The following is a 24,894-nucleotide window of genomic DNA, read 5'->3' as shown; positions in this document are numbered from 1 at the left end:
ACACCGTGTTCCGCACGTGCGAACCCGTACGACGCTCGCCACTGCCGGTGGCGGGCGGCGTACGCGGGAGCCGGCGGGCACGGCTGGAAGCGGTCGTTCTGGCCAGCGGGCCGACGAGCCATCACGGTCACATGTCGCATGGGGCATGACAGCTGGACACCCGCGGTGGGCGCACTTCTCAGCCTGGCCTCTGCTCCCCGCCGCGTTACCGGCGGTGAGCAGAGGTGCTGTGTGCGGCTGCGACCAGGAGCAGCGACGGAACCTGTCGAGGCAGAGGTGGTCTGTCGGCCGGCTCGCTGTTGAGCATGCGGAGTCCTGTCCGTTTGCTGCGGGGGCTCGCGTACGCCCTGGACGACGGCCATGGTGGGCTTCGACGGCAGCGGGCTCGATGGAAGCGCGCCGTGCACGTCAGGCCCCCGTCGGCTCATCTCGGTCTCGGCGTCGCTTGAATTCTGACCCTCTGACGGCGGATCAAAAGTGACCCACTTGGTGATCTTCGCCTGAACCTGATCTTGATGGAAGGTCAGGAGGGAGAGGGTGATCCTCGTGGAGGACTGGGCAGAGATCCGTAGGCTGCACCGGGCTGAGCAGATGCCGATCCGGGCAATCGCGCGGCATCTGGGCATCTCGAAGAACACGGTCAAGCGTGCCCTGGCCACGGACCGGCCGCCGAAGTACGAGCGCCCGTCTCAGGGGTCGGTCGTGGACGCGGTCGAGGTCCAGATCCGTGAGCTTTTGCGGGAGACTCCGACGATGCCGGCCACCGTGATTGCCGAGCGGATCGGGTGGGAACGCGGGATGACGGTCCTCAAGGACCGGGTGCGGGACCTGCGGCCTGCCTATGTGCCAGTCGATCCGGTCTCGCGCACGACGTATCGGCCCGGCGAGCTGGCCCAGTGCGACCTGTGGTTTCCCGAGGCGGACATCCCGCTCGGCTACGGCCAGAGCGGACGGCCGCCGGTGCTGGTGATGGTGTCCGGTTACTCCCGGGTGATCGCCGCGCGGATGCTGCCCTCGCGCACGACCGGCGATCTGATCGATGGGCACTGGCGGCTGCTCTCGGCCTGGGGCGCGGTGCCCAAGACGCTCGTCTGGGACAACGAATCCGGGGTCGGTCGCGGGAAGCTCACCGCCGAGTTCGCCGCGTTCGCGGGCCTGCTCGCCACGAAGATCCATCTGTGCCGGCCCCGTGATCCAGAAGCGAAAGGGCTGGTCGAGCGGGCCAACGGCTATCTGGAGACGAGTTTCCTCCCCGGCCGCACCTTCAGTGGCCCCGGCGACTTCAACACCCAGCTGACCGCCTGGCTGACCATCGCCAACCGGCGTGTCCACCGCACTCTGCAGACCCGCCCCGTCGAGCGGTGGGAGGCCGACCGGGCCGGAATGCTCGCCCTGCCGCCCGTCGACCCGCCCGCCTGGTGGCGGCTGCAGACACGGATCGGCCGCGACCACTACGTCCGCGTCGACACGTGCGACTACTCCGTGCACCCCGCCGCGATCGGACGCACCGTCACCGTGCTGTGTGACAACGACGAGATCACCGTCCTCGCCCCCAGCGGCGAGATCGTCGCCCAGCACCCGCGCTGCTGGGCCCGCCACCAGACCATCACCGACCCCGACCACGCTGCCGCGGGCAAGGTGATGCGAGGTGAGGTGCACCACCAGCAGGCCGCCCGCGCCAAAGCCGCCCGAACAGCCCAGACCGACCCAGGCACGCTTATCGAGGTCGAGCAACGCGAACTGGGCACCTATGACCGGCTGTTCACGGTCATCGAAGGCGGCAAGGGCAGGGAGGCCGGCTGATGCCCCGCACCACCACCATCCTCGACGACGCCACCGCCACCACATCGGCCACCGGCCGCAGGACCGGCTCCCAGACCGCAGCGGACCTCGCCTTCCTCGCGCGGGCAATGAAGGCTCCGGCCTTGCTGGATGCCGCTGACCGTCTCGCCGAGCGGGCCCACAAGGAGTCCTGGACCCATGCCGAGTACCTCGTCGCCTGCCTGCAGCGCGAAGTGTCCGCCCGTGAGTCCCACGGCGGTGAAGCACGGGTGCGGTCCGCCCGCTTCCCCGCGATCAAGACCATCGAGGAGCTGGACGTCACCCACCTGCGCGGGATGACGCGCCAACAGCTCGCACATCTGGGAACGTTGGACTTCATCGCCGGGAAAGAGAACGCCGTTTTCCTGGGACCGCCGGGCACCGGGAAGACACACCTGGCGATCGGGCTCGCGGTCCGCGCCTGCCAGGCCGGACACCGCGTCGCGTTCGCCACCGCCGCCGAATGGGTCGACCGCCTGGCCGCCGCCCACCACACCGGCCGCCTCCAGGCCGAGCTCACCAAGCTCAGCCGCTACCCGCTGATCGTGGTGGACGAGGTCGGCTACATCCCCTTCGAAGCCGAAGCCGCGAACCTGTTCTTCCAGCTGATCTCGAACAGATACGAACGCGCGTCCGTGATCGTCACCAGCAACAAACCCTTCGGACGCTGGGGAGAAGTCTTCGGAGACGAGACCGTGGCCGCCGCCATGATCGACCGCCTCGTCCACCACGCCGAGGTCCACTCCCTCAAGGGCGACTCGTTCCGCATGCGAGGACGTGAACTGGGACGGGTCCCCAGCGCCACCACCGACAACGACTGAACCAACCAAACCGAAGACACCTGGGTCAGATTTCAACCGGCCAGAGTGGGTCCAAGTTCAGCCGCCGCCGACACTCGGTGTGGCTGTGGGGGCGGTGGGCGGTTCGGTGGTGCAAATGGTGCCGCGGTCCTGGATGATCGCGCAGGCGCGGGCGTTCTCGGGTTTGTCTGCGGGCACCATGCGGGTGTGGGCGTCGTGCCCGGTCTGCTGGCGGTATTCCTCGCTTTGGCCTTGGGCGGGTGTGATGACCACACGGTCTCCGGGCGAGGTCCTGCTCATTTTGGCCCAGGCAGCGGCGCAGCGGGCGCTGTAGCGAAGCTCGATCACCGCTCCGTACCGGCTGCCGGTGTACGCCGTGACGGCGTCCTTGGAGCAGATCGACTGGGCCGGCTCCAGCGAGGCGCACGTGGAGCCGTGGCAGCTGGCCGTGGGGGACGGTGACGCCGTGGCGGAGGTGGCCGGCGGTGCGCCCTGTGTGCCGGTGGGCGCGTTCGCGTTGCCGTTGAGTGTCCAGAGTAAGAAGGCGCCGCCCCCGACGGCAGCGGCCGCGATCCCGAAGAGGGACACCAGGGTGGCCCGCGTCATCCGGCGGCGGCCGTCCGGTAGGGCCGTCGCGGTGGCCGGGGCCGGCTGCGTGTGCCCGTCCGGGTCACGGCGCTGGTCCTGCGCCGGTTCAGGGGCCGCGGCCTGCATCTGCTGTGCTTCCTGGGCCGCCCACGCGGCGTCCCACAGTCCCAGGAGCTCGGTCCGGTCGACCACGCGAGGGGCCGCGTCGGCGAAGCTGATCAGCGCCTCCCGCCGGGGCAGTTTTCCTTGCGTGCACCAGCGGTTCCAGGTGCTGGAGGAGACCTCGGTCCTGCGTCCCATCACGTTGTAGGACCAGCCCAGTTCGGCCATGGACCGGCGGATCCGGTTCAGCAGCGCGGCGAGTTCCGGTGTCTCCCGCGCCTCGGCAGGGCTGTCCTGTGCCGTCTCATCACGGCCTTCGTCCATCCCGAACTGTCCCACACAACCCCCAAGTGACCTTGAAACGTGCTGTTCAGCGCCTTGCGTAATCCCGATATGACTCACTGTCACCCAGACTCTAGCGCTGGTACGGCGGGACGGTCAGCGTCCTCTTCCGAGCGACAACGCTCACCCCAGGCCACATGCCGGGCCCGGCTTCCACGCGGGGCGCGGCACGGGCAGGACCGAGAGGACACAGCGGTGAGGAAGACAACCAAGAAGGCCATCAGCTGGACCGGCGCGGCGCTCGCGAGCGGAGGGATGCTCTTCGCGGGCTTGACGATCCTGCCGGCAGACGCGAGTTCCCCCGCGAGCTTCAGCGTCAAGGGTGTAGACACCAGCCACTACAACCACACCGGTGGTGCGGCGATCGACTGGAACAAGGTCCGCGCCTCCGGCCACGTGTTCATGTTCGCCAAGGCGACCGAGGGCGCCGACTGGAGCGACCGCTGGTTCAGCCGCGACCTTCAGGGCGCCAAACAGGCCGGGCTGATGCACGGCGCATACCACTTCTACGGCCGCACCCCGGGGGCCGCGCAGGCCCGCAACTTCGTCAACGCGATGAAGGCGGCCGGCTACACCGGCACGCGTGCGGGAGAACTGCCGCCCACGCTCGACCTGGAGCTGGACAAGGCCGGGCGCTGCCCGGGGAACTTCAGTACGACCGGTGTCAGGGCATTCCTCGACGCCGTCACCGCGCAGATGGGCGTGAAGCCGATCATCTACACCACCAAGTCGTTCGTCGACACCTGCATGAACGGGAACGGGTCGATGTTCACCGGCCACGTCCTGTGGCAGCCGCGGTACGAGAGCGGCTCGAAGGAGCCGGCCGCCGTGCCGCGTGCCGGGCAGGGCTGGAAGATCTGGCAGTACACCGAGACCGGCACCGTGTCCGGTATCCCGTCGAAGAACCGCGTGGACGTGAACGTCTTCAGGGGCTCGCTCGCCGAGCTGCGGCAGCTCGCCCACCTCGGGGCCGGGGGCGGAACCACGCCGGCGCCGCCGCAGCCGACCGTGCCCCCGGTCGCCGGGGCGCCGGTGCTCAAGGCGGACAGTAGCGGCACTGATGTCGTCACCGCGCAGGAACTGCTGAACGCCTCCGGCGCCCGGATCGACGCGGACGGGGTCTTCGGCCCCGCCACCACGGCCGCCGTCCGCTCCTTCCAGAACGCCAAGGGGCTCGAGGCCGACGGCATCATCGGTTCCCGTACCTGGGGTGCGTTGCTCGTCACGGTGAAGCAGGGCAGTCGCGGCTCTGCCGTCAGGGCCCTGCAGCATCAGCTCAATGCCTCCGGGGTCCGGATCGACGCGGACGGGGTCTTCGGCCCCGCCACCACGGCCGCCGTCCGCTCCTTCCAGAACGCCAAGAAGCTCCCCGCCGACGGAATCGCCGACCCGCGCACCTGGAGTCTCTTGCTCACCGACAAAAGCGGCGGTTCCGGGGGCGTCCCGGCGGGCAACGCCGTCGCCCTGGCCAAGCAGCTCCTTGGGACGCCGGGGATCACCTTCGCCCGACAGCACTCCGAGACCCGCCACAGCGCCTCCACCGCTCACGCCAACATCGCCGACATGGCCGCCGGCCGCGGTGCGCTCACCAGTCCGGGAAGCCACGTCGGATCCAAGCGCGTCCAGCTGGACCCCCGCATGCTCCAGGGCCTGCTCACCCTGCACGACAGGTACGGCTACCGGATGAACGTCAGTGAGTTCGTCGGAGGCGTCCACAGCAAGACGTCCCGCCACTACCGCGGGCTGAGCTTCGACGTGAACGTGATCAACGGCAAGCACGTCGGCAGCGGCGCGCCGCACCGGTCGCTGATGACGGTCTGCTCGCAGCTCGGGGCCACCGAGATCATCGGCCCGCCCTCGGCCGGCCACAAGACGCACGTCCACTGCGCCTGGAAGTAACCGGCAGCACTGAGGGGGTGGACGCCGGGCCGGCGTCCACCCCCTTCCCACCGACCGCACCGCCCCTCAGCTCTCCTGGAGAAGACCATGGCCACCACGCGGACTTCGCACCGTGCCGCCCCGGCACGCCGCCCCGCCGGAGCCCTCCGGCGGCTGCTCAGCCGGCTGCGCCGGCATCCACTGGCGATGGGAGTCGCCGTCGTCGCCGTCGTCACCCTGACGGCCTCGGCCTACCAGAACGCCCAAGGCCGCGCCGGCAGCACACCGCCACCGGTCACCGCGCCGACCCTCGACGGCTGCGCGGCGACCACCTGCCCCGCGCCCAGCGAAGACACCGGCAGCGAAGCCGAGGACACAGAAGGCGCCGGCGACATCGAAGGCGCCACTCCCCCGGCACACACACCAGCACACCGGCCCGGCACCGCATCGCGCACCTGGCCCCTCGTCAAGTCCGGCGCAGAAGGCGAGACCGTCGCCGCGATCCAGCTCCTGCTCACGGCTCACGGGTACCGCACCGACGTCGACGCCGAATTCGGCCCCTCGACAACCGCGCACGTGACCTCCTACCAGCGCGACCGCTCCCTCGCCGGCGACGGCATCGTGGGCCCGGACACCTGGCACGCCTTGATCGTCAACGCTCGTGACGGTGACAAAGGCCCCGCGGTCCAGGCTCTCCAACGCCTCCTCACCGCACACAGCCACCCCGTGAGCGTGAACGGAGTCTTCGACCAGGAGACCACCCGGGCCGTGACCGACTTCCAGGCCGAACACCAGCTCACAAGCGACGGCATCGTGGGCCCGGACACCTGGTCCACCCTTATCAGCCCCACCTGATCACCGATGCCCCGGCAATGGTGTTCGTCCCGGCTTCCGGCAAGGGCCGCAGGAGGACAGGTGAGCGCGGGCCCTGCGCGCGGCGGCCTTGCCCATCAGGACGCGAGCGCTCGCCCCCGCCGTTGACCTGGTCGGCGCCGACGGGCGCACGGACGGGCGACGAGGACGGGACGGGGCAGACAGCGGGGGCCCCGGACGACGAGCGCCGGACAACGGAGAACGAGGGACGCGACGGCGGGCGCAGCGGCGCGGACATCGGACGGCGGCAGGACGAAAGAGGCGGGCACGGAGCCGGAGCCGAGAGGCCGGGCAGACAACCGGGGCACGACCGGAAGAGCGCGGCGGCGGACTCACGGGTCCGGCCGGCGGCCCAACGGGCTGGGTGGGAGGCGGTACGGGAGAGAAGAGCCCGTGCCCCAGCGGGCGAACGGGCGGGTGCGGTGACGCCGGTGATCAGGGCAGCGGGGTGTGGCGCTGCGGCGATCGCCGTTCCTGGCCGGTCAATTCGTGTGCTGGGCCCGAGTCACCCGTCCGGGGGTAGGGAAACGATCCTGCCGGCGAAGAGGGCGTATGCCCGGCCGGGGCGTGGCACGGTCCGGATCATGAAGCTGATCAGCGTCATGGCCGCAGCAGCCGTGGGTGCCGTACTCGTTGCCGGGCCGGTGCCCGACGCGTCGGCGGCGCAGCGGTACTGGAACAAGAAAACGAAGTGCGAAGAGACCGATCCCGAGGGCCGGGTGATCCCCACTCGGTACGGCAACGGCGATCTTGGCTGGAATCACTTCTCCGGCAAGCACAACATCAGGAAGTGCCGGGTCGTCGACGCGGCTCTGGCCGGGAAGGTGGACGCGAAGAGCGGGGGGCGCCTGGAGTACTACGGGGTCGCCCGCAATGGTGCCCGGTTCGTCGAGGTCGTGGTCATCGTGCAGTACGCCCGCCGCACGGCCGACGGTGAGTACGACGCGGGCAAGGGCAAGAAGATCGGCGTCGTCACGGCCTACTGCAAGGGCGTCACCAAGTGCCCGGCCTGGATCAACGAGTGAGCGGGCCGTGCGGAGAGACGGTCGAGCAGCAGGCGTACCTCACGCGCTACCTTCTCGACTACACGGCGGTACCCCTCGTCGACCAGACTTTCCTGCGCGGGGTACTGCCGACGCGGGACGCGGTCCGGATCGTGACCGGTGCCGGCGACGCCGTGGCGCCGGATGCGCTGGTCGCCTACGAGGTGCCGCTGATGGACGACGATGACGAACCGGTCACCGCCCCGCTGGTGCTGGGCTTGACACGCACGCTCGCAGCCGGCGGCCCCCCGCATCCGGACGCGTCCGTGATGGGCATGGCCCTGGTCCAAGTGGACACCTCCGCTGTCGAGCCCGCCCCGCCGACAAGCACGGACCGGGTACTGCGTGTGCTGCGGACACTGGCCTGGCCGTTCACCGAGACACCGCCGAGCCCCCCGCTGTGCGGCTTCCTCCTCGACCAGCAGGACGGCATGCGGCTCTACATCGCGGTCGAGGAAGCCGACGGGCCGGTCGCGGTCGATGTACGCCTCACCGGCGCACTGACCGCCCTGCTCGCCGCACTTCCCGCGCTCGTACACGAGAAGGAGCGCTGGACACCCGACACCGACCCGCACTGCGCCCACGCGGTCGACCTCACCATCTGGTGACAACCGGCCCTGCTGCCACGGCCCGTGAGCGAAAGCCGCGGTGGTGAGCTCACCCGGGGCTCCCTCGCCCCGGTCCGCCTTGGCCTGGCGGTACCAGCCGCGCAGGGACTCCGAGCTGATGCCGAGCTCCCGGGCAACGGAATGCGGTGCTGGAACGCGTCCGCGCTGAGCAGTCCACGGATGAGTGGAAGGACCGCTATGCGGCCCGCGCCGGCGTGGAAGGCACCATCCATCAGGCCGTCGCGACCGCCGGAGCCCGGCGCACCCGCTACATCGGCCGAGCCAAGACGCGTCTCGCGCACATCCTTACAGCCACCGCCATCAATCTGATCCGCCTCGACGCCTGGTGGAACGAAACACCCCTCGCCCGCACACGCACGTCCCGACTGGCGGCCCTCGACCTCGCAGCATGAGACCAATTGGGCAACAGGGTCATCGACGGCTTCTGCAACCCCCGCCGCATCCAGAAACGACTCGGCTACCACAGCCCCATCGAGTACGAGGAGAAGCACTACGCCAACCAGGCAACGACCGAACAAGTGAACCTGAAACCACGTCAAACCGCTCTGACCAGCTAGTCAGCCACCCCCACACAACGGGGGAACCTCAGATGGAGAGCGCCATTCGCCGACGGTGAAGTCTGGGAGTGTCCAGGGGACTCCATCCCGTTGTACGGTCGGGCGGGTACTGCAGCCATCGACACGGGAGCCGAAATGGGACCGGATCATGTTCCTGATTGGTTCTGGGAAGTCCTGGAAGCGACACGACCGCGCCTGTCTGCCCTTGAATTGTGGTTGGAGTCCCAGCCGCGGGAAGTCCTTGAAGCCTTCGCGCTCGCGTACGAGTCCGCGGCTGATTCGCTGGCCGACTTCTCGGAAGGCGTGAGCGTGGATGGGGACGTCTGGTCCGAAGACAGCACCGAAGATCTGTGCATGTGGGTGGTCGGGCAGGGCTGCAGGCTATGGAGCTCGGTGATCGCAGGAGAAGTGCAGTTGGAAGAGGCCGCGCAGATGTATCTGGGCCGTGCGCGGCTGCTTCCAGACTGCGTAGTGCCGTGGGACGAGGATGTCTCGGACCCGGAGCACAGGGGCTACCAGTCTCCCTGGACCATCGTCCACGGCATCTACCGGACGCGTTTTGCCGAAGAACTCCATGAACGGTTTGGGGTACCTGAGGAGGTTGCCCGGCCGGGCAGATAACGCGGCGGGGCTCGCGGCATAGACGTCGCTCGTCTCCCGCCCGCCCGCCGTCAGCATGCTCGAAGCCAAGGCGGGACCAGACGAGATGCGTCTGCCCCGGCCGCCCCGACGGCGAGATCTGGACACCGGCGTGGGCCGGCGTTCCGGTCCGCCGCGATAGCCGATTGGTGATTTCCCTCTCTGTCAGCACCGGGGCCGCTGTGCGGTCAGGGGTTTGGCCAGAGCCACGAGGGCTGCTCCCAGCACCGCGCCGAGCACCGGAGCGAGCAGGTAGATCCACAGGTGGGTGGTGTCCTGGGCCAGGAGCGCCGGACCGAACTGTCGTGCCGGGTTGGCCGATCCGCCGCTGAGGGGACCGAACGTCGCGATGATGACCGCGGTGGCGAGCCCCACCGCGCAGGGGAGCAGTCTGCGGCCGGCCGGGTGTGCCAGGAGCACGGAGAGCATCATGGTCAGCAGGACGAGGACTCCGGTCTCCGCCGTGAGGATCGCGGTGGCGTCCCATGCCGGGTCGGCGTGGACGGTCGCGTAGCCGACGGGGACGCGGGAGACTGCCGGTCCCCAGACAAGTCGGCCGAGCGCCGTTCCCGCGACGGAACCGGCCAGTTGGGCCGTGACGTACGGGACGACGGCGCGGGCCGGGAAGGCGCCGAGCCGCCACAGCGCGATGGTGACGGCGGGGTTGAGGTGTCCGCCGGACCGCCGGCCGGGTGGGGACGTCATGAATACCATGAGAAGCACCCCGATGGTGACGCCAAGGATGGCGAGAGCGTAGTGGATGTCATGGGCGGAGATCGGTGAGTCGGGTGCGATAAGCCAGCGCACGCCGGTGACGACGAAGAACAGCAGAAGGCCGGTGAGGCCGAATTCGCAGGCTGCGCGACGCAGGATGCCGGATTCTGCGGTGGTGGGCGGGTCGGCCTGCGCCGGCACGGCCGGGGTTGTGGTCGTCATGGAAATGGTCCTATCGAGGATCGCTGTTCGCCGGGCCGCGCCGAGGAGAGCCCGGGGCGCGGGGTCTCCCTCTTGGCGGCGGGGATCCCCTGATCGCCAGGGGATCCCCGCCTGCGTGCGGAAGGAGCTCACGCCTGGGCGTGCGCGCCTTCCAGCCAGTTGGTGAACTCGCAGGCGAAGTGCCACTGATGTCCGACGAAGACGTGCTCAGGGGCGTTGGCCGGGAACTGGATGGTCAGACGGATGCGCAAGCCGTCGGGGCCGTCGCCGAATTCATGCATGACGCGGGCGATCTCCGTGCCGTCACCGAGGCGTCCGGTGCCGCCGATGCGTACGGGGTACTCCTCGTGGCCCTCGTCCGCGATTTCGACGCCGTCGTGGAAGGTGAGGAAGAACCGGAGGGGGCCGGATCCTATGGTCTCGATGATCTCGACCACTCCGCCGCTGGAGTCGGCGAGGTAGTGCTCGGGGTTGGCGGAGAGCAGCGCGGACCGGTCACCGCCCGCGAGTCGGCCCTGCCACCAGGTGAGGAACCGGTCCGCGTCGATCCCGGCGACTGTCATTTCGGTGACGGCCGACCGCCAGGCTCCTCCGGACCCGTTCGGAAGCGGTGCCATCACCGCGTCTGACGCGGCGAGATCGGGGGCGAGGAGTTCCCGCATCCGCTCGTCCCCGATCCGCTGCTTCAGCAGGGTGAGCGCCGCCCGTGAACGGTCCAGCTCCCACTGCCGAACGGCATCGTCCCCGTACTCGACACCGTCGATGACAGTGCGGACATTCAACGCGCCAACGTTCATGGCGAAGCCCCTTTCGAGCGAAGCGGAGAAATTTTCTCCGCCTACGGCACGCTAGCATAGACGGAGAGAAGTTCTCCGCTTCATTGATGGAAGGTGGATCTCATGCGGGCGGACGCCGAACGCAGCAGACGACGGATCCTGGATGCCGCCCGCGATGTGTTCCTGGAGCGGGGCCTGGACGCCCCGCTGGACCTGATCGTGCGCCGGGCGGGTGTGGGGCCGGCCACGCTCTACCGTCGCTACGCCGACCGCGAGGCACTCGTGCGTGATCTCACCGGTGACCTGCTCTCACGCCTTGAGGCCGCGGCCCACCAGGCGGCGCGGGAGGAGGGTGACGCGTACGACGCGGTGCGGCGCTTCGTCCACGCGGCAGCCGACCTCCGGATGGGCGCGGTAATCCCGGTGCTGCTCGAACGGCTCGTTGTCGACCAGGAGTTGATCGAAAGCCGGACCCGCACATCGAGGGCGCTCGACCACCTGATCCGCGCGGCGCACGAATCCGGCCGGCTGCGCCCCGAGGTGGGGGCGGGAGACCTGATCCTCCTGTCGATCCGGCTGTCCCGCCCCCTGCCCGGTGGTCTCTCCCGACTCGACGCGGACGGCACGCTGCTGCACCGCCATCTCGACCTTGCCCTCGACGGCCTGACCACGCAGGCCGCACCGACGCCCGCCCCTGCCCCGGGCGAACCGCTCACCTTCGCCGACCTCGTCGCCGCCGCCGACCGCCCGAACGCGACCGACTGAGCCCGCCGGCACGGCCCGGAGCACGAGAGCCTCCCCCACCAGGCGACCCCGTTCGTTGCGGTGCACCGGGACAGTGCCGAGTTCGCCGACGGGCGGGCGCACCCGGCCACCGCACGACCGAACGTGGATGGTCAGCCGATGAAATTCGACCTCATCGCGAACGTGTACGCGGTGGTCAAAGCCGATATCACCGGGACGTGCGCAGACATAGGTCAGCGGGGTGACGGCCTGGTCGTGGTCGTCGGCGGCGGCAGTGAGGTCGCGGCGGAGTCGGGCCAGGCCCCGGCAGCGGGCAGCATCGGCCGGACGCGGGCACGCGCTGCCGCGGCGCCCGGCCAGTCTTCCCTACGCCGTGGCGTTGCCCGCACCGGCGGGCAGCAGCTGCTCGTCGAGGTCGCGGTGTACGGCCCGGACGCGGAGTTCGTCGAGGACCGGTCAGCACTGCGGAGTCGCCCGCCTCGTCGCACCGGCAGCCCCGGACCGAATGGCCCGTGGCTCGGCGTGCGTGGGTCGGCGCACGAGTTCCGGGGTGTCTCGGTGTGAGGCCGGGCGGGTGGCTTCGTTCACTTCCAGGGGTTCTGGCTCAGGTTCCGGAAGCTGAGCCAGAACCGCTACTCGTGAATAAAGCCACCGGTGCCGGTCGCCTATGCACTGGTCCCGCCCGGGGCGACCGCGAAAGCCCTCGCGACCGAGTTCGCCCGCTACCTCGGTATCCCCGTCACCGGCCGGATGACGCAGGCTCAGATCACCGACGCCGTCTGCCACACCTACAACCGTGCGGGCGTGCGTCTGGTGATCGACGAGATCCACCGGCTCAACCCCCGCACCACCACCGGCGCGGAAACCGCCGACCTGCTCAAAGACCTCACCGAACGCATCAAAGCGACATTCGTGTACGCGGGCATCGACGTCACCACCACCGCGTTGTTCAGCGGTGTGCGCGGGGCCCAGCTCGCCGCACGCGCCTCCCTCGTGGAATGCGGAGCGTTCCCGACACTTCTCGGGAAACACGAGCCTTTCCGCGAACTGATCGCGGGGGTAGAAGCCGCACTCGATCTCCGTGCGCACCGGGCCGGGACACTCCCCCGCCACACCGCCTACCTCCACCCGGAAGATTTCAAGTCCAGTGAGACGGTCGTGACGCTATGAGGTTTGTGGTGCGGGTTCCCTGCGTTTGGCCGGGTCGTTGATCCAGGCCGTCTGGGGTATCTCGGGTGGTCTGGGGCGGCGGCCGAAGCGTTCGGGGTGGCGGGCGTATGCCTCGGCGAGGGTGACCGCGCGCTGGTCGCGGACTTCCTCGGCGGTCCCGAAGTGGACGGAGGCTGGTGTGTGCCAGCCGATACCCGAGTGCCGGTGCTCATGGTTGTAATACGCGATGAACGCGTCGAACCACTCGCGGGCGTGGGCCAGCGAATCGAACCGTTCAGGATAATCCGACATGTACTTCGTGGTCTTGAACTGGGCCTCGCTGTAAGGGTTGTCGTTGGAGACCTTCGGCCTCGAGTGCGACCGCGTCACGCCCAGATCGATCAGTAGTTGGGAGACCTTCTTCGACGTCATCGAGGTGCCGCGGTCCGCGTGCACGGTCTGGGGCACGATGCCGTTGCGGGCGATGGTCTCGCGGATCAGCTCCTCGGCCCGCACAGCTGATTCGGCTCGCTCGACGGTGTGGCCGACGATATACCGGCTGAAGATGTCGATGATCACGTAGGCGTGATACCAGACGCCCTTGGCCGGCCCGGCCGCCTTGGTGATGTCCCAGGTGAACACCTGCGAGGGCCCGGTGGCGACCAGCTCGGGCACCGCCTTGGCGGGATGGGTGGCCTGCCGTCGGCGCTCACCGGACTGATCCTGCTCGCGCAGGATCCGGTACATCGTCGAGACGGAGCAGTGATAGCGCCCGGCATCCAGCTCGCGGGCCCAGATCTGCGCGGGCGCCAGCTCGGCGTACTCGTCGCCGTTCATCAACTCGAGTACCGCAGAACGCTCTTCGGCCGTCAGGGCCGACGGCTGCATCTGTGGGGCACGTGTTCTGCGTGGTGGTGGGGGCCGGAGCCGACGGTAATGCGTGGCGCGGGAGCGGCCGGTCAGCCGACAGGCGGCCGTGATGCCCAGCTGAACCTCGACGCTGGTGAACGCCTCGTCCACGACAGGGTCGGCGGCAGGCTTCAGTCCGCGCTCTCGGAGATCATTTCCAAGAGCGCGGAAGCTTTTCCCATCACCTCGAGTGCGGCCTTGTTCCGTGCCAGGTCCCTCTGCAACCGCTCCACCTGCTGCCGCAGCTTTTCGTTCTCCACCTCCGCGGCGGACTTCTTCGCACGGGCCGGGCTGGTCCGGCGGTCGACCAGGTTTTCCAGGGCCCCGGCATCCCGGGCGGCCCGCCACTCCTTGACATGCGAGTGGTAGAGCCGTTCCCTGCGCAGGACCGCACCCTTCTCGTTCCTGGGCGCGGCGTCGTACTCGGCGACGATTCGCAGCTTGTACTCCGAGGTGAAAGTGCGGCGCTTCGGCCTCGGCGCCGGCTCGGACCCGACGGGCTCTGTACTGGGCATAAGGGACGGTTCTCCTGTCGTGCCCTCTCAGGCTAACCCCGCAGAACGGGATGTCTCACCCAAGGCTGACAGAGAGGGACCAACGGACTGCAGGCAGGATCGGGAGCCTCACCCGACTGATCCGCCAAGCCGCGATCACGAGCATCCTCGACGGCAGCGAACGGATCACCAAAACCAGCCTCGAACAGGTCCGTATCGATCACCTCGCCGAGACCGACCACCGCCCCGCCATGAACGGGTCCCGCGCACCCCGCCGGTAGCCCCCTTTTTTTGCCTGCGGTCGACGCAGAAGGCTGTGACCAGGGAAAACACACCTGGGCCTTTAGTGCGTTGTGGCAAACCGGATCTCGTTCGAGGTGTGCGGCGCGGGTGGCCATCTGGACAGAGTTACGGGTGCGGCCGCGGGCATGAAAGAACGGGCCCCTTGGTAGTGACGCGGTTACGACACCCAGCACGACCAAGGAAGCCCGTTGTCCGACCAGTTGAGCAGTATCTCTGTGGCCGCGTCCACCGCGGTCACCCCTGGGTGTGACTGCTACGTGCACCGGTTCGGTTCGATCGCTCCGGGGCGGCGGGCGCGGTGCTGTCCGAGTGACATGACGGATGCGGAGTGGGCCGAGGTCCGCTCCGCGATGCCGGTGCCGGCCTGGCTCCGCAGGCAGGGTGGGCGCCCCGAGGCGTACTGCCACCGCGAGATGCTCGACGCGGTGCGCTACCTCGTCGACAACGGCGTCAAGTGGTTGGCCCTGCCGGTCGACTTTCCGTACTGGCGGGCCGTCTACGACTTCTTTCGCCGCTGGCGGACCTACGACTACGTGCGTGAGCTGCACGAACGCCTGCGTCGCACGGCCAGGGAACGCAAGGGCCGAAACACCGAGCCCAGTGCCGGGATCATCGACAGTCAGTCGGTGGACGCCTCCGAAACCGTCAGCGAGGACAGTCGCGGATACGACGGCGGGAAATCACGTGACGGGCGTAAGCGCCACATCCTGACCGACACCGAGGGCCTGCTCCTGGAGGTGACCGTGACCACGGCCGATGTCCACGACTCAAAGGCCGCCCCCGCGCTGCTGGAGACGTTCATGACCGATCCGGGTCGGCTGCTGAAATTGGTGTGGGTCGACAGCGCCTACCAGGGCCCGGCCCTGGCGAAGGCGTTCGCCCGCCACGGGGTCCGGATCGAGGTCGTGCGCCGATCCGACGGACAACGCGGATTTGTCGTACTGGCCCGCAGGTGGGTGGTGGAAAGAACGCTGAGCTGGCTCTCGCGATCACGCCGCCTCAACCGCGACCACGAACGCCGGGCCGATCACCACACCCAGATACCTTCATGCCTCTGTCGAGCCACACCGCGCGGGTGTCGGCCGGCGGCGGCACGCTATCAGTGAGCCAGCCCGAGGACGGCAAGGAGCACTGCGGGCCCATGCCGACCGACACCCTGGACGCTACGGCTGCAGACCGAGCATCTGGGGTCGATTCAACAAGTCGGGAGCCTGGAGCCAACTCGTCAAAGCGTCCCCGTGACAGTCCTGTCCGTCCGACCGGCGACAGCGTGAACCCCACGCTAGCGACCGGGAGGAACCTGGTGAACACCAACAAGCAGCACAGGTCCGGGCACGTCGTGATCGGCGTCGATACACACAAGCACGTGCACGTCGCAGCAGTGATGGACACGATCGGTGGGATCCTGGCGAGCCTGACGATTCCCACCGACACCGGCGGGTTCCAGCAACTACTGGACTGGGCAACCTCATTCGGCAGCGTCCTGGCGTTCGGGGCCGAGGGGACCGGCTCCTACGGCGCCACCTTGGCTTCGTTCCTTCGCCGGGCCGGGCACAAGGTGGTCGAGGCAGGCCGCCCGGACCGACGGCTACGGCGGATGAACGGCAAGTCCGACACCCTGGATGCCGAAAACGCCGCCCGAGCCGTCCTGGCCGGGTTCGCGACGGCCACCCCCAAGAGCGCCGACGGTGAAGCCCAGACGATCCGTCAGCTCAAGATCGCCCACGACCAGGCCGTCGAACAGCGCACAGCGGCGATGGTCACCATGAAGGCGATGCTTGTCCACGCCCCAGATCCCTTGCGGAACGAGACCGCAGGCAAAACGCAGATCGCCCTGGCCCGGCATCTGGCGGGCCTGCGTCCTCGGCAACTGGAGGGCCCCGAGGACGCACTGCGTCATGCTCTGCGCACGCTGGCCAAGCGGTGGCAGTACCTCGACGCCGAGGCCAAGGACCTGACGAAAATGATCGCTGATCTGGTTCACCGCGCCGCCCCGCAACTGCTCGAACCCTTCGGCATCGGCGTGGACACAGCCGCGGAGATCCTCGTCGTGGCCGGCGACAACCCCGAACGCATCAAGTCCGAAGCCGCCCTCGCCAAGCTCGCAGGCATCGCTCCCGTACCCACCGGCTCCGGCATGACCAGCGGCAGGCACCGCATCAACCGCGGCGGCCACCGGCAGCTCAACGCCGCGATCTATCGCACCGTCATCGTCCGCATGCGGTTCCATCAGCCTACGATCGACTACGTCGCCCGCCGCACCGCCGAAGGCAAGACGAAACGCGAGATCATCCGCTGCCTCAAGCGCTACGTCATCCGCGAGGTCTACCACCTGATTCGACCCGCTCCACAGACGACCCCCGCAACGAGTTGACAGCTATAGGAGCGTCAACGCCCTCATGGAGTCCGCGATCGGACTCTTCAAAACCGAGCTGATCAAACCCGGCCGATCCTGGAAGACACTCTCCCAAGTCGAACTCGCGACGGCCGAGTGGGTCGACTGGTACTGCCACCGCCGACTCCACGGTGAAATAGGGCACATTCCACCCGTCGAATACGAGACCAACCACTACCTCGCCACCACGAAACTCCAGGTCACAACAACAAGCTGAGATCTCTACCGAACCCGGGGCGGTTCACGCCAACCTCGGATACCACTGGGCGTAGATTCCTGCGATGGACCATGCCTTCGCTGTTGAGAAATTGACCGAGTTCCTGGACGTTGCCGACGGGCATCTACAACCGCGACGACGAGGTTGTAGAGAAAACAGATCCTTGAAGCCGTTCACTACGGTTCCGCTTTAGTCGGACCCCATTCCAGTGAACTAGAGAACACAAATGGCCTGACATCCGTCAGGGTACTGAGTATGCGAATACATTGAAATGGAGATGTATGACGATGAGTGAAGACTTAAGGAGCGAGCATGGCGGCAGCACAACAGGCCACTCCGATCACGCCTCAGGTGGCCATGACCCTGGCCGCCATCGCGGCAACTGGAGCGACTCCGCGTCCGTCGGGGGAGACCCTGCAAGCCCAGACCGAACGGATCAAGCTCGGCATCTCCCGGCAGTTCTCCAACTCCCCCCTGACGAAAAACTGGACACCGACGTGGCTCGCGCTGAGCCCGGACAACGCGAACATGGCGTACATCGCCAAGAACAACGACGGCTCGAACCAGTTTGCCGTGGTCGTCCGCGGGACAATCGCCAGCGTGACCGACATTCTCGAAGACCTCGACGTCGGCACGGTGGTGCCGTTCACCGCCAGCGGGTCGACGTCCCCCATCTCCGTGTCGAAGGGGGCGATGGACGCCTTCACTCAGGTCGTCGACATGCGTTCGCTCAGCGCCAGCTCCAATCTCGTGCAGGCGCTCGCCGGCCTCTTGACGGGGATTCCGCAGCCGACGGTCTACGTAATCGGTCACAGCCTGGGTGGTTGCATCGCGAACATGGTCGCGCTGTACCTGAAGGCGCAGACCTGGCAGCAAAGCCAGCCTCAGCTCGGGGTGGTCACCTTCGCGGCACCCACCGCCGGTCTGCAGAGCTTCGCCGACTACCTCACCTCCCAGTTCGGGAGCATGAACCAGCGCTACGTCAACGCCTACGACGTGGTGCCGCTGGCCTGGGCCGATCTCCCCACCGCGGAGAGCTGGTACCCGGATCCCGGACCAGCGGCAACTCTCGAGGTGAAGGTGCTCCTCGGGTCGATCGCAGCTCTGCGCGGGAACAACGTCTACGTCCAGCCGGGCACTGCCGTCAGCAAGAACACCGACTACATGGTCCGCGACGACAATTTGGTCAAGGCCTCGGTTGAGGATTTCCTGGGCCAGGTCGCATTTCAGCATGCCAACTCCACCTACCTCAGACTGCTGGACGCGCCCGTCCTCTCCGGGCCGCCGGTGGTGACCGGTGTGATCCCCAGCTTCGGCGCATCGGGCACACAGGTCACTATCAAGGGCCGCGACTTCAGCAAGGATTGCAACGTCGACTTCGGCCCCGTCCCGTGCCAGAAACCACCCACGTTCAACCCTGACGGCACCATCACTGCCGAGGTGCCCGACGGGACCGGCATCGTCAACGTGTATGTCACCAACCCCCTGGGCACCTCCCCGGCAGTCCCGCTCGGGCAGTTCGCCTACGGCGGGCCCGAACCCGTGGTGGTCACCGGCATCACACCGGACAGGGGCAAGGCCAACGACTCGGTCACTATCTCCGGCGCGGGCTTCGCGAAAGGCGCCTCCGTGTATTTCGGGAAGAACGCCTCGCCATCCGTCCAGGTCGACTCGGACAAGATCGTCGCCAAAGCACCCCCGTCGGGCAAGGCTACGAGCACGACCGTGGACATCACCGTGACCGTGAACGGCTACTCGTCCCCCACCAGTCCAGCCGACGAGTTCACCTACACCGGGTGACACCGGAGTCGGTCAGCTCACTGGTCCCGGACAGCGGTCGCCCCGCGGTCCGGGACCACATTGAGGTTGATCCCCAGGGGTGGACACCGGGTTTCACGCGACGAGTGACAGCGTACGTGACGTGATCAATCGCTGTTCGTACTCGGCTGGCGAGAGGTAGCCGAGGGCTGAGTGGCGGCGGCGCCGGTTGTAGTACGACAGCCACCTGAACAGCTCCAGCCGTGTCTGCGCCTTCGAGGTCCAGCGCCTTCCGTGCAGCAACTCGCGCTTGAGGCCCTGGAAGAACGATTCGGCGAGGGCGTTGTCATAACTTGAGCCGACGCGGCCCACGCTGCGGCGGATGCCGTGCCGACGGCAGACCTCTGCGAAGGCGGCCGATCCATATTGCGCGCCCCTGTCCGTGTGAAAGACGACGCCGTGGACCTGCCCGCTACGGGCGGTCACGGCCATCTCGATCGCGTCGGTGACCAGCAAGGTGCGCATGTGGTCCGCGATCGACCAGCCGATCACGCGCCGCGAGCAGATGTCGATGACCGTGGCGAGATACAGCCAGGTCCAGCCGACGGCGACGTACGTTATGTCGCCGCACCACTTGGTGTTGAGCATGTCCGCCGTGAAGTCACGCATCACCAGGTCCGGCACAGGCGGGGCCGTCCTTTCCTGAATGGTCGTACGCCGGCGTTGTCACGTTGTTGGGTGCGTGGGTGTCTGACGGTGCGTCGAGGTGTGGTGGGGCCGGGTGCCGGCCTGGGCTCAGGCCGCGGTAGGTCGGCCGGTGACGCCGGTGATCTGTTCCCAGATGGTGAAGCGGATGGTCATTTCGGCTCGGTGTTCGGATGCGGTCATCAGGTGGCGTCGGGGCCGGAAGTGGGGTGAGATACCGCTGAACGCGGACAGGAACCGCTGGGCCCCGCCCACGCTGCGGAAGCCCTTCATCGCCCGTTCGCGTTGCCTCGTCGGCTGGTGGCTGTTCTCGGCCCGGTTGTTCAGGCCCTTGTGCGAGCGATGCTCCACCGAGGGCATGACCTCGCGGTGAGCGGCGCCGCAGGAACGCAGCTTGTCGGTGACGACCACCCGCGGCACCCTGCCCGTCTTCGTCATCAGCCTGCGGAAGAATCGCCTGGCTGCGGCCTTGTCCCGCCGGTTCTGAACGAGAATGTCCAGGACATTGCCGTCCTGGTCGACCGCCCGCCACAGGTACTTCTGCTCGCTGTTGATCTTGATGAAGACCTCGTCCGGATGCCACTTGTCCCCGGGGCGGGGCCGCCGGCGGCGCAGCGCGCCGGCGTACGCCTGGCCGAACTTCAGACACCAGCGGCGCACGGTCTCGTGGGAGACGGTCACGCCGCGCTGGAACATCAGCTCCTCCACCTCACGGAAACTGAGCGGGAACCGGAAGTACAGCCACACGCAGTGCGAGATGACCTCGACCGGGTGTCGGCGCCCCTTGTACGACGACGGTGCACCCACCACGGACGGCCCCTACTACCTGCACACCGCCCGCGCCCGATCCCCGGTCAGCGAGGGGTACAGCGCGCGGAATGTACGGAGTGTCAAATGTCGCGCGCGGATTTGTACAGATGACGACAACGGCGTGGGAGGGGCCTGGGGCCCTAGCCTGAACGCGTGACCTGGGAAGAGAGTCCGCCCCAGGCATTCCTCAGCCCTCCATAGCGTCAGTGGCGATCAAGCACGCCTCGCGGCGCTGTGTCATTCCTTTCTTTCACCTACGTCACGCAACGGCGCGCGACAGGAGCCACAGGACATGCAGCCCAAGCCGAGCAAAGCCCGACGTGAGGACTCCGACATGAACCACAGCGCGGACACCACACCACCACCAGCTCTTGAACTACGCTGCGGCGGGCTGTACTTGACCGTTCAGCGCGTGCCCGTGTGGCTCGTGTCGCTGGTAGCCACAGCCGCAGGAACCGCCGCCACGTGGTGGGCACACCAGTAGGACGACCCTCAGAACGGCGGACCAGCGGCCCCGAAATCCTCGCGGGTCTTGCGTCGATGGCACGGACGGCAGAGCGGTTGCACGTTCCCGTCCGTGGCCGTCCCGCCCATCGCGAGCGGCTCTATGTGGTCCACGTCGATGGCCGACGCGAGCACGTGCCGACCCACAGCGCGAACACCTCCAGCGCCCCGGCGGAGCCGAGCAGCACTACTGTTGCCCCGTACGAGAACCTCCCGACGCTTCCGCCGAGCAGTCCTGGTGGTGAGCCCCTCACAGCGTCCAGCAGCGCTGGGTAGGCGGTGACGGAGTGACGTTCAAGAGGTTGTTTCTATAGCGCTTCACCCGCGGCAGGCCCAAGCACCCCACCTACCGGGCGACCGAGGAACTCGGGCGGGCGGTGCGTACGGCGTTCATCTGTGACTACCTCGCCGACGCGGACCTGCGCCGCGAGATCAACGACGGGCTCCAGGTCGTGGAGAGCTGGAACTCCGCCAACCACGACCTGTTCTACGGCAAGGACGGCGATCTGGCCGGCTCCGACAAGGAGTCCCAGGAGGTCTCCATGCTCGCCCTGCACCTGCTCCAGTCGGCGTTGGTGCACGTCAACACCCTGCTGCTTCAGGACATCCTGAGCGAGGAGAAGTGGCAGAAGCGGCTCACCGACGCCGACCGGCGGGCGTTGTCCCCGCTGTTCTGGACACACGTGAACCTACGGCCGGTTCGAGCTGGACATGAACTCCCACCTCGACCTCGTCGCCGCGGCGGTGCCCGGCCCCCGCACCGCGCCCGAGGCGGAAGACGCCCGATCGGTGGCGGAGGGTGCGGCCGGGGCGACGTCGCCGGGCGCGGGCGCGGGGCTCGTGTTCGGGCGCGTGCAGCTCGCCGTGGTCCAGCTGCCGGCCCCTCCGGAACCCGCCCTCCTCGCACCGCCCGGCCCCGTACAGCCACTGGCGCTGTTGGCCAGGCGAGTTCACCGCTATCGGGCCGCTTGCCGCGTACGGTGGGCCCTGCTGACACGTCCCGTCCGTGATGGCGGTGCGGGCGGCAGAGAACGGGAGGAAGAGCAGGATGACGCAGGCCACTGCGAACGAGTTGGACGAGCGGGTGGTGGGGCGCAGGTGGACAGTGCGTCTGGACGCCGCCGGCCGGGGCAGTGCGGCGGTACGTGTCTCGTGCAGCCGGCCCACCTGCGTTGAGCAGCGCCTGCCGTCGGCGACCGTCGGTCGTGCGGCTGCGGTCGCCCACCTCAAGGCCCACTTGCGGGCCGCGGCCGGGCCCCGGGACGGCGTGTACTGCGCGTGCCGGGCCGAGAGCTGCCGCACGCACATTCGTTCCGACGACCGGCAGGCGCGGACCCAGCCCTGGCGGTGCGGCGGGGCGGTCGTCTGGGCCGTGATCACCGACCGGGAGCGGCGCTGGTGGCAGGCCATGGAGTGCTGTTCTCGCTGCGCGGCGGCCACGCCCGGCGCGCAGGTCGTCACCACCGCACAGACCGCCTCCGGTCCTGTTCCCGATACCCCGGACGCTGCCGACCGCCCGTCCACCACCCCTGTCGGCGCTCCGCGGTTCTCCGACCGCTCCGTGCCCGCGGTCCGGCCGCGGGAAGTGCCTGCGCCGCGTTCCGCTCCGGTCCGGCGCCGCCATCCGTATGGAAGGATCGCGCAGCGGACTGTCCCCCAGGACCTGCGGCCCGTCGCCCTGCGGGATGAACTCGCCGAACTCGGCCAGCTCTTCCGGGCCTACCAGCAGCGTACCGAGCCCGATCTGGCGCTCCTCGCCGACCTCCACGAACGCAAGGCACGCGCCTTCGCTACCTGGGCCGATGTCACCTGCGACACGGGCCTGCGGCTGGACGCCCGGCGCGCCGAGCAGGCCGCCGCCACCGCCCGTCTGCGGCACCAGCAGCGCACCGGTGGCGGAGCGGACAGCGATGGGCCGGCGGTGGCCCGGCTGCTGACCGCGGCAACGCAGTGGAATCACGCCCGGTCCGTCCTCGCGTACGTGGCCGACCACAGCCCGCTGCCCGGCCCCGAGGCGCGGCTGCTGGTGGTGATGCTGACGCTGCGCACCGCGCACACCGGCACCGGCAACCTCGTGGGCCAGGACCTCACCTCGCTGGGCCTGACCGATCCGGAGGGCCTGGTCGAGCAGTTGACCGGCTGCGGGTGGCTGAGCATCCCCGGCACCGCCGGTGACCTGCTCGCCTCCCGGCCCGAGAATCCCACCCCGGTCACTGTCCCGTCCCTCGTGCCCCACGAGGACGGCCCGGCCCCGTTCACGTTCGGCAGGAAGATGCGGCCCAAACTCAGCGGATGGGCCCAGAGAGTCGTCTCGGACAAGAAGCTCCGCAAGGCCAGGACCACCGCAGGCACCCGGCTGCTCGCCCTGACCCTGGCCACCCAGACCAGCGCATCGGGACGGCTCGGCCCCGGCGGAACGGGCGTCGCCCTGGACTCCCTCGCCGCCTTGTGCCCAGTGGGTCCCGGCGAACTGCAGCGCCTGGTCGACCAGCTGACCGCAGCGGACTGGATCACCGAAGCCGCCGTCACCGACACCCACCTCACCGGACGGCTGACCGAACACATCCTGCCTCTCACCTGCCCCCTCCCCTAGGCGCTGTCGTCAAACGAGGGCCATTAGGATTCGGACCCGTCAGATCCCCCTTTTCAGAGCCCGCATGTTCACCGAGTCGATCGCGCACCTCGACCAGTCCAGCTCACCGCGGGAGCCGAGTTCGTCGAGGACCAGACGATGCAGCTTTCGCCCATACCCTGGCCTTCGACCACTCAGTGAACCGGCGGTGCGCCGTAGCCCCGGACGGCCCGAACGACGCGGCGCGCAGCTGCTGCCACGTGCACCCAGAGGTTGCCACGAACACGATCGCCGCACCCGCACCAGACGCCACACTCCGGCCGCCGCTCCGAGCGTTTTGCGGCGGCGATGACGGCGGCCTCGAATTGCGGGTCGGTGCGGCGCAGGGCGTAGAACTGGGAGTGCTTCACGCCGGCCTGCTGCGTGGCCTTGTAGACCGACTCGCCCCGGGCGAGCGCGCGCAGGACCTGCGCGCGCTGCTGAGGGTGAAGGGTGCGGCTTTGCGCGGGCTCATCAGGTGATGGCCTCTCCGGTCACGGCGAGCTGTACGGGCTTTTGGGTGGTGGTCAAGGTGTCAGTTCCAGGCGCGCGTGGGTTCAATGCCTGGATCAGGCGGGAGTGAGCTCATCGAGCGGGAGCTCCTGGCGGTGGCCGTCATTGAGCTCGACGACGGCGGCCTGCTTGTTGACGGCGACGATCTCCCCCTTGCGCGCCCAGCCCTCCGGGACGCTGTACTCCGGCACCGAGACCTGGTGACCGATGCTGAGGTAGTCCGGGTAGCGCTTGGCCAGCTTGAGGGCGACCGGCCGGGAGATGGCCGGCGCCACGAGCTCCGTCACCCGGTTCGCGCCGTGTCCGGCGGCGCGGGCGGCCGGCACCGCCTCTCCCAGGGCCACGTCGGCGTGGTAGTCCAGCAGGCTGGCGTAGAGCTTCTGTTCGCGGGCGGCCTCGACGGCCGCCAGCTCAGCGGGGGGCTCGATGACGCAGGCGCGGTTCACCGGGCTGCTGGTGGACCGGCATCTCGACAAGGCCACAGCCACTCACTGACTGCCACTCGCATCAGGAGTTCGGTCAGCGGAGCACGTGGGATGCTCCTACTGGGGCTTCGGGGGGCTGCTGATCCACCTCTGACTACCCGGATCCATGACTGTCCGACGACGTTGATGTCAGCTGGTGATGTCAACCTGCGTTGGAAAAGTGGCTGTTCATGAGATGACCTACAGGTCTCTCGCACAGTGCGCACGTGTGAACTTGTGAAGTTCGCAGCGCCGGGCAGCAACGGAACGGTTTGGTGTCCGCCGGCGTCTCCCCTCTCCGGGGCACAGTGGCTGTGCCCCGGAGAGGGGAGAC

Annotated in this window: 23 protein-coding genes and 5 pseudogenes; 18 read left to right on the top strand and 10 right to left on the bottom strand. The window is 68.4% G+C overall.

All coding sequences use genetic code 11. The features are described from left to right. The first annotated feature begins 537 nt into the window (after positions 1 to 537). Together istA and istB are read left to right on the top strand one after the other, a co-directional pair. Positions 538 to 1,803 (top strand): IS21 family transposase, encoded by a 1,266-nt coding sequence (gene istA / locus OG978_RS45360; protein ID WP_326769809.1) that lies wholly within the window; start codon positions 538 to 540, stop codon positions 1,801 to 1,803. Beyond that, the gene (gene istB / locus OG978_RS45355) at positions 1,803 to 2,642 is read left to right on the top strand and encodes an IS21-like element helper ATPase IstB (RefSeq protein WP_326769808.1); all 840 of its coding nucleotides are present in this window, start codon (positions 1,803 to 1,805) and stop codon (positions 2,640 to 2,642) included. The genes istA and istB overlap by 1 nt, the downstream gene beginning before the upstream one ends. A gap of 57 nt (positions 2,643 to 2,699) precedes the next feature. Here the strand turns inward: istB and OG978_RS45350 are convergent, their stop codons facing one another. Then, positions 2,700 to 3,635 (bottom strand): helix-turn-helix domain-containing protein, encoded by a 936-nt coding sequence (locus tag OG978_RS45350; RefSeq protein WP_326770893.1) that lies wholly within the window; start codon positions 3,633 to 3,635, stop codon positions 2,700 to 2,702. A gap of 213 nt (positions 3,636 to 3,848) precedes the next feature. Between OG978_RS45350 and OG978_RS45345 the strand changes: the two genes are divergently transcribed. From OG978_RS45345 to OG978_RS45315, 7 genes and pseudogenes are all read left to right on the top strand, one after another. Then, positions 3,849 to 5,552 carry a peptidoglycan-binding protein gene (locus tag OG978_RS45345; RefSeq protein ID WP_326770892.1) on the top strand — a complete coding sequence of 568 codons (1,704 nt, stop codon included), beginning with the start codon at positions 3,849 to 3,851 and terminating at the stop codon, positions 5,550 to 5,552. Positions 5,553 to 5,639: 87 nt separating this feature from the next. Continuing rightward, positions 5,640 to 6,386 carry a peptidoglycan-binding domain-containing protein gene (locus OG978_RS45340; protein WP_326770891.1) on the top strand — a complete coding sequence of 249 codons (747 nt, stop codon included), beginning with the start codon at positions 5,640 to 5,642 and terminating at the stop codon, positions 6,384 to 6,386. A 602-nt stretch (positions 6,387 to 6,988) separates the two neighbouring features. Then, a complete protein-coding gene (locus OG978_RS45335) occupies positions 6,989 to 7,429 on the top strand; it encodes a hypothetical protein (RefSeq protein WP_326770890.1) in 441 nt (146 codons plus the stop codon). Next, positions 7,426 to 8,055, top strand: coding sequence for a hypothetical protein (locus tag OG978_RS45330; protein WP_326770889.1), 630 nt, complete (start codon positions 7,426 to 7,428; stop codon positions 8,053 to 8,055). The genes OG978_RS45335 and OG978_RS45330 overlap by 4 nt, the downstream gene beginning before the upstream one ends. A 152-nt stretch (positions 8,056 to 8,207) precedes the next feature. Then, positions 8,208 to 8,468: pseudogene (locus OG978_RS45325) on the top strand (transposase); the annotation flags it as partial. Positions 8,469 to 8,474: 6 nt separating this feature from the next. Beyond that, positions 8,475 to 8,633 carry a hypothetical protein gene (locus tag OG978_RS45320; RefSeq protein ID WP_326770888.1) on the top strand — a complete coding sequence of 53 codons (159 nt, stop codon included), beginning with the start codon at positions 8,475 to 8,477 and terminating at the stop codon, positions 8,631 to 8,633. Between the two features lie 135 nt (positions 8,634 to 8,768). Next, positions 8,769 to 9,254, top strand: coding sequence for a hypothetical protein (locus OG978_RS45315; RefSeq protein WP_326770887.1), 486 nt, complete (start codon positions 8,769 to 8,771; stop codon positions 9,252 to 9,254). A 183-nt stretch (positions 9,255 to 9,437) separates the two neighbouring features. On the opposite strand, the gene OG978_RS45310 is transcribed toward OG978_RS45315, so the two are convergent. Both OG978_RS45310 and OG978_RS45305 read right to left on the bottom strand, forming a co-directional pair. Continuing rightward, entirely contained in the window at positions 9,438 to 10,208 is a 771-nt protein-coding gene (locus OG978_RS45310) for an MIP/aquaporin family protein (protein ID WP_326770886.1), read from the bottom strand. 128 nt (positions 10,209 to 10,336) lie between these two features. Beyond that, the gene (locus tag OG978_RS45305; protein ID WP_326770885.1) at positions 10,337 to 11,005 is read right to left on the bottom strand and encodes a hypothetical protein; all 669 of its coding nucleotides are present in this window, start codon (positions 11,003 to 11,005) and stop codon (positions 10,337 to 10,339) included. 102 nt (positions 11,006 to 11,107) lie between these two features. On the opposite strand from OG978_RS45305, the gene OG978_RS45300 reads away from it, so the two are divergent. The 3 genes and pseudogenes from OG978_RS45300 to OG978_RS45290 form a co-directional block, all read left to right on the top strand. Then, on the top strand, positions 11,108 to 11,749 hold the full coding sequence (locus OG978_RS45300; RefSeq protein WP_326770884.1) for a TetR/AcrR family transcriptional regulator: 642 nt from the start codon (positions 11,108 to 11,110) through the stop codon (positions 11,747 to 11,749). 138 nt (positions 11,750 to 11,887) lie between these two features. Beyond that, positions 11,888 to 12,292 (top strand): hypothetical protein, encoded by a 405-nt coding sequence (locus tag OG978_RS45295; RefSeq protein WP_326770883.1) that lies wholly within the window; start codon positions 11,888 to 11,890, stop codon positions 12,290 to 12,292. A gap of 90 nt (positions 12,293 to 12,382) precedes the next feature. Continuing rightward, positions 12,383 to 12,856: pseudogene (locus tag OG978_RS45290) on the top strand (TniB family NTP-binding protein); the annotation flags it as partial. 36 nt (positions 12,857 to 12,892) lie between these two features. On the opposite strand, the gene OG978_RS45285 reads toward OG978_RS45290, so the two are convergent. Both OG978_RS45285 and OG978_RS45280 read right to left on the bottom strand, forming a co-directional pair. After that, on the bottom strand, positions 12,893 to 13,897 hold the full coding sequence (locus OG978_RS45285; protein ID WP_326763270.1) for an IS3 family transposase: 1,005 nt from the start codon (positions 13,895 to 13,897) through the stop codon (positions 12,893 to 12,895). Positions 13,898 to 13,917: 20 nt separating this feature from the next. Next, positions 13,918 to 14,301 (bottom strand): hypothetical protein, encoded by a 384-nt coding sequence (locus tag OG978_RS45280; protein WP_266726502.1) that lies wholly within the window; start codon positions 14,299 to 14,301, stop codon positions 13,918 to 13,920. Positions 14,302 to 14,897: 596 nt separating this feature from the next. Here OG978_RS45280 and OG978_RS45270 point away from each other — a divergent pair. The 4 genes from OG978_RS45270 to OG978_RS45255 all read left to right on the top strand — a co-directional run bounded on the left by OG978_RS45270 (position 14,898) and on the right by OG978_RS45255 (position 18,995). Further along, the gene (locus OG978_RS45270) at positions 14,898 to 15,689 is read left to right on the top strand and encodes an IS5 family transposase (RefSeq protein WP_326770882.1); all 792 of its coding nucleotides are present in this window, start codon (positions 14,898 to 14,900) and stop codon (positions 15,687 to 15,689) included. Positions 15,690 to 15,883: 194 nt separating this feature from the next. Next, on the top strand, positions 15,884 to 16,957 hold the full coding sequence (locus OG978_RS45265) for an IS110 family transposase (protein WP_442817913.1): 1,074 nt from the start codon (positions 15,884 to 15,886) through the stop codon (positions 16,955 to 16,957). Between the two features lie 25 nt (positions 16,958 to 16,982). Beyond that, entirely contained in the window at positions 16,983 to 17,195 is a 213-nt protein-coding gene (locus OG978_RS45260) for an integrase core domain-containing protein (RefSeq protein WP_326770880.1), read from the top strand. Positions 17,196 to 17,507: 312 nt separating this feature from the next. Beyond that, entirely contained in the window at positions 17,508 to 18,995 is a 1,488-nt protein-coding gene (locus tag OG978_RS45255; protein WP_326770879.1) for a lipase family protein, read from the top strand. Between the two features lie 93 nt (positions 18,996 to 19,088). On the opposite strand, the pseudogene OG978_RS45250 reads toward OG978_RS45255, so the two are convergent. The 3 genes and pseudogenes from OG978_RS45250 to OG978_RS45240 all read right to left on the bottom strand — a co-directional run. Further along, positions 19,089 to 19,673, bottom strand: a pseudogene (locus OG978_RS45250) (IS3 family transposase); the annotation flags it as partial. 75 nt (positions 19,674 to 19,748) lie between these two features. Next, positions 19,749 to 20,465 carry an IS6 family transposase gene (locus OG978_RS45245; RefSeq protein WP_326771079.1) on the bottom strand — a complete coding sequence of 239 codons (717 nt, stop codon included), beginning with the start codon at positions 20,463 to 20,465 and terminating at the stop codon, positions 19,749 to 19,751. Between the two features lie 495 nt (positions 20,466 to 20,960). Further along, positions 20,961 to 21,107: an HNH endonuclease gene (locus OG978_RS45240; RefSeq protein ID WP_326771078.1), complete on the bottom strand. Its 147-nt coding sequence runs from the start codon at positions 21,105 to 21,107 to the stop codon at positions 20,961 to 20,963. A 239-nt stretch (positions 21,108 to 21,346) separates the two neighbouring features. Here OG978_RS45240 and OG978_RS45235 point away from each other — a divergent pair. Both OG978_RS45235 and OG978_RS45230 read left to right on the top strand, forming a co-directional pair. After that, positions 21,347 to 21,982 (top strand): annotated as a pseudogene (locus OG978_RS45235) (Tn3 family transposase); the annotation flags it as partial. 38 nt (positions 21,983 to 22,020) lie between these two features. Next, positions 22,021 to 23,565 carry a hypothetical protein gene (locus tag OG978_RS45230; RefSeq protein WP_326770878.1) on the top strand — a complete coding sequence of 515 codons (1,545 nt, stop codon included), beginning with the start codon at positions 22,021 to 22,023 and terminating at the stop codon, positions 23,563 to 23,565. A gap of 25 nt (positions 23,566 to 23,590) precedes the next feature. On the opposite strand, the pseudogene OG978_RS45225 reads toward OG978_RS45230, so the two are convergent. Continuing rightward, positions 23,591 to 23,910: pseudogene (locus OG978_RS45225) on the bottom strand (transposase); the annotation flags it as partial. A gap of 242 nt (positions 23,911 to 24,152) precedes the next feature. Next, positions 24,153 to 24,578 carry a hypothetical protein gene (locus OG978_RS45220; protein WP_326770877.1) on the bottom strand — a complete coding sequence of 142 codons (426 nt, stop codon included), beginning with the start codon at positions 24,576 to 24,578 and terminating at the stop codon, positions 24,153 to 24,155. Between the last annotated feature and the right edge of the window lie 316 nt (positions 24,579 to 24,894).

Origin of the sequence: Streptomyces sp. NBC_01591 (assembly GCF_035918155.1) — a bacterium.
Taxonomy (GTDB): domain Bacteria; phylum Actinomycetota; class Actinomycetes; order Streptomycetales; family Streptomycetaceae; genus Streptomyces.
Note: the sequence above shows the minus strand (reverse complement) of the source record. Positions and strands in the feature narration are given on the sequence as shown.

Excerpts from the sequence above, each read along its gene's own strand:
- istB (WP_326769808.1), top strand. The coding sequence starts at position 1,803 with ATGCCCCGCACCACCACCATCCTCGACGACGCCACCGCCACCACATCG.
- OG978_RS45350 (WP_326770893.1), bottom strand. The coding sequence starts at position 3,635 with ATGGACGAAGGCCGTGATGAGACGGCACAGGACAGCCCTGCCGAGGCG.
- OG978_RS45340 (WP_326770891.1), top strand. The coding sequence starts at position 5,640 with ATGGCCACCACGCGGACTTCGCACCGTGCCGCCCCGGCACGCCGCCCC.
- OG978_RS45335 (WP_326770890.1), top strand. The coding sequence starts at position 6,989 with ATGAAGCTGATCAGCGTCATGGCCGCAGCAGCCGTGGGTGCCGTACTC.
- OG978_RS45315 (WP_326770887.1), top strand. The coding sequence starts at position 8,769 with ATGGGACCGGATCATGTTCCTGATTGGTTCTGGGAAGTCCTGGAAGCG.
- OG978_RS45310 (WP_326770886.1), bottom strand. The coding sequence starts at position 10,208 with ATGACGACCACAACCCCGGCCGTGCCGGCGCAGGCCGACCCGCCCACC.
- OG978_RS45305 (WP_326770885.1), bottom strand. The coding sequence starts at position 11,005 with ATGAACGTTGGCGCGTTGAATGTCCGCACTGTCATCGACGGTGTCGAG.
- OG978_RS45300 (WP_326770884.1), top strand. The coding sequence starts at position 11,108 with ATGCGGGCGGACGCCGAACGCAGCAGACGACGGATCCTGGATGCCGCC.
- OG978_RS45295 (WP_326770883.1), top strand. The coding sequence starts at position 11,888 with ATGAAATTCGACCTCATCGCGAACGTGTACGCGGTGGTCAAAGCCGAT.
- OG978_RS45280 (WP_266726502.1), bottom strand. The coding sequence starts at position 14,301 with ATGCCCAGTACAGAGCCCGTCGGGTCCGAGCCGGCGCCGAGGCCGAAG.
- OG978_RS45270 (WP_326770882.1), top strand. The coding sequence starts at position 14,898 with ATGACGGATGCGGAGTGGGCCGAGGTCCGCTCCGCGATGCCGGTGCCG.
- OG978_RS45260 (WP_326770880.1), top strand. The coding sequence starts at position 16,983 with ATGGAGTCCGCGATCGGACTCTTCAAAACCGAGCTGATCAAACCCGGC.
- OG978_RS45255 (WP_326770879.1), top strand. The coding sequence starts at position 17,508 with ATGGCGGCAGCACAACAGGCCACTCCGATCACGCCTCAGGTGGCCATG.
- OG978_RS45230 (WP_326770878.1), top strand. The coding sequence starts at position 22,021 with ATGACGCAGGCCACTGCGAACGAGTTGGACGAGCGGGTGGTGGGGCGC.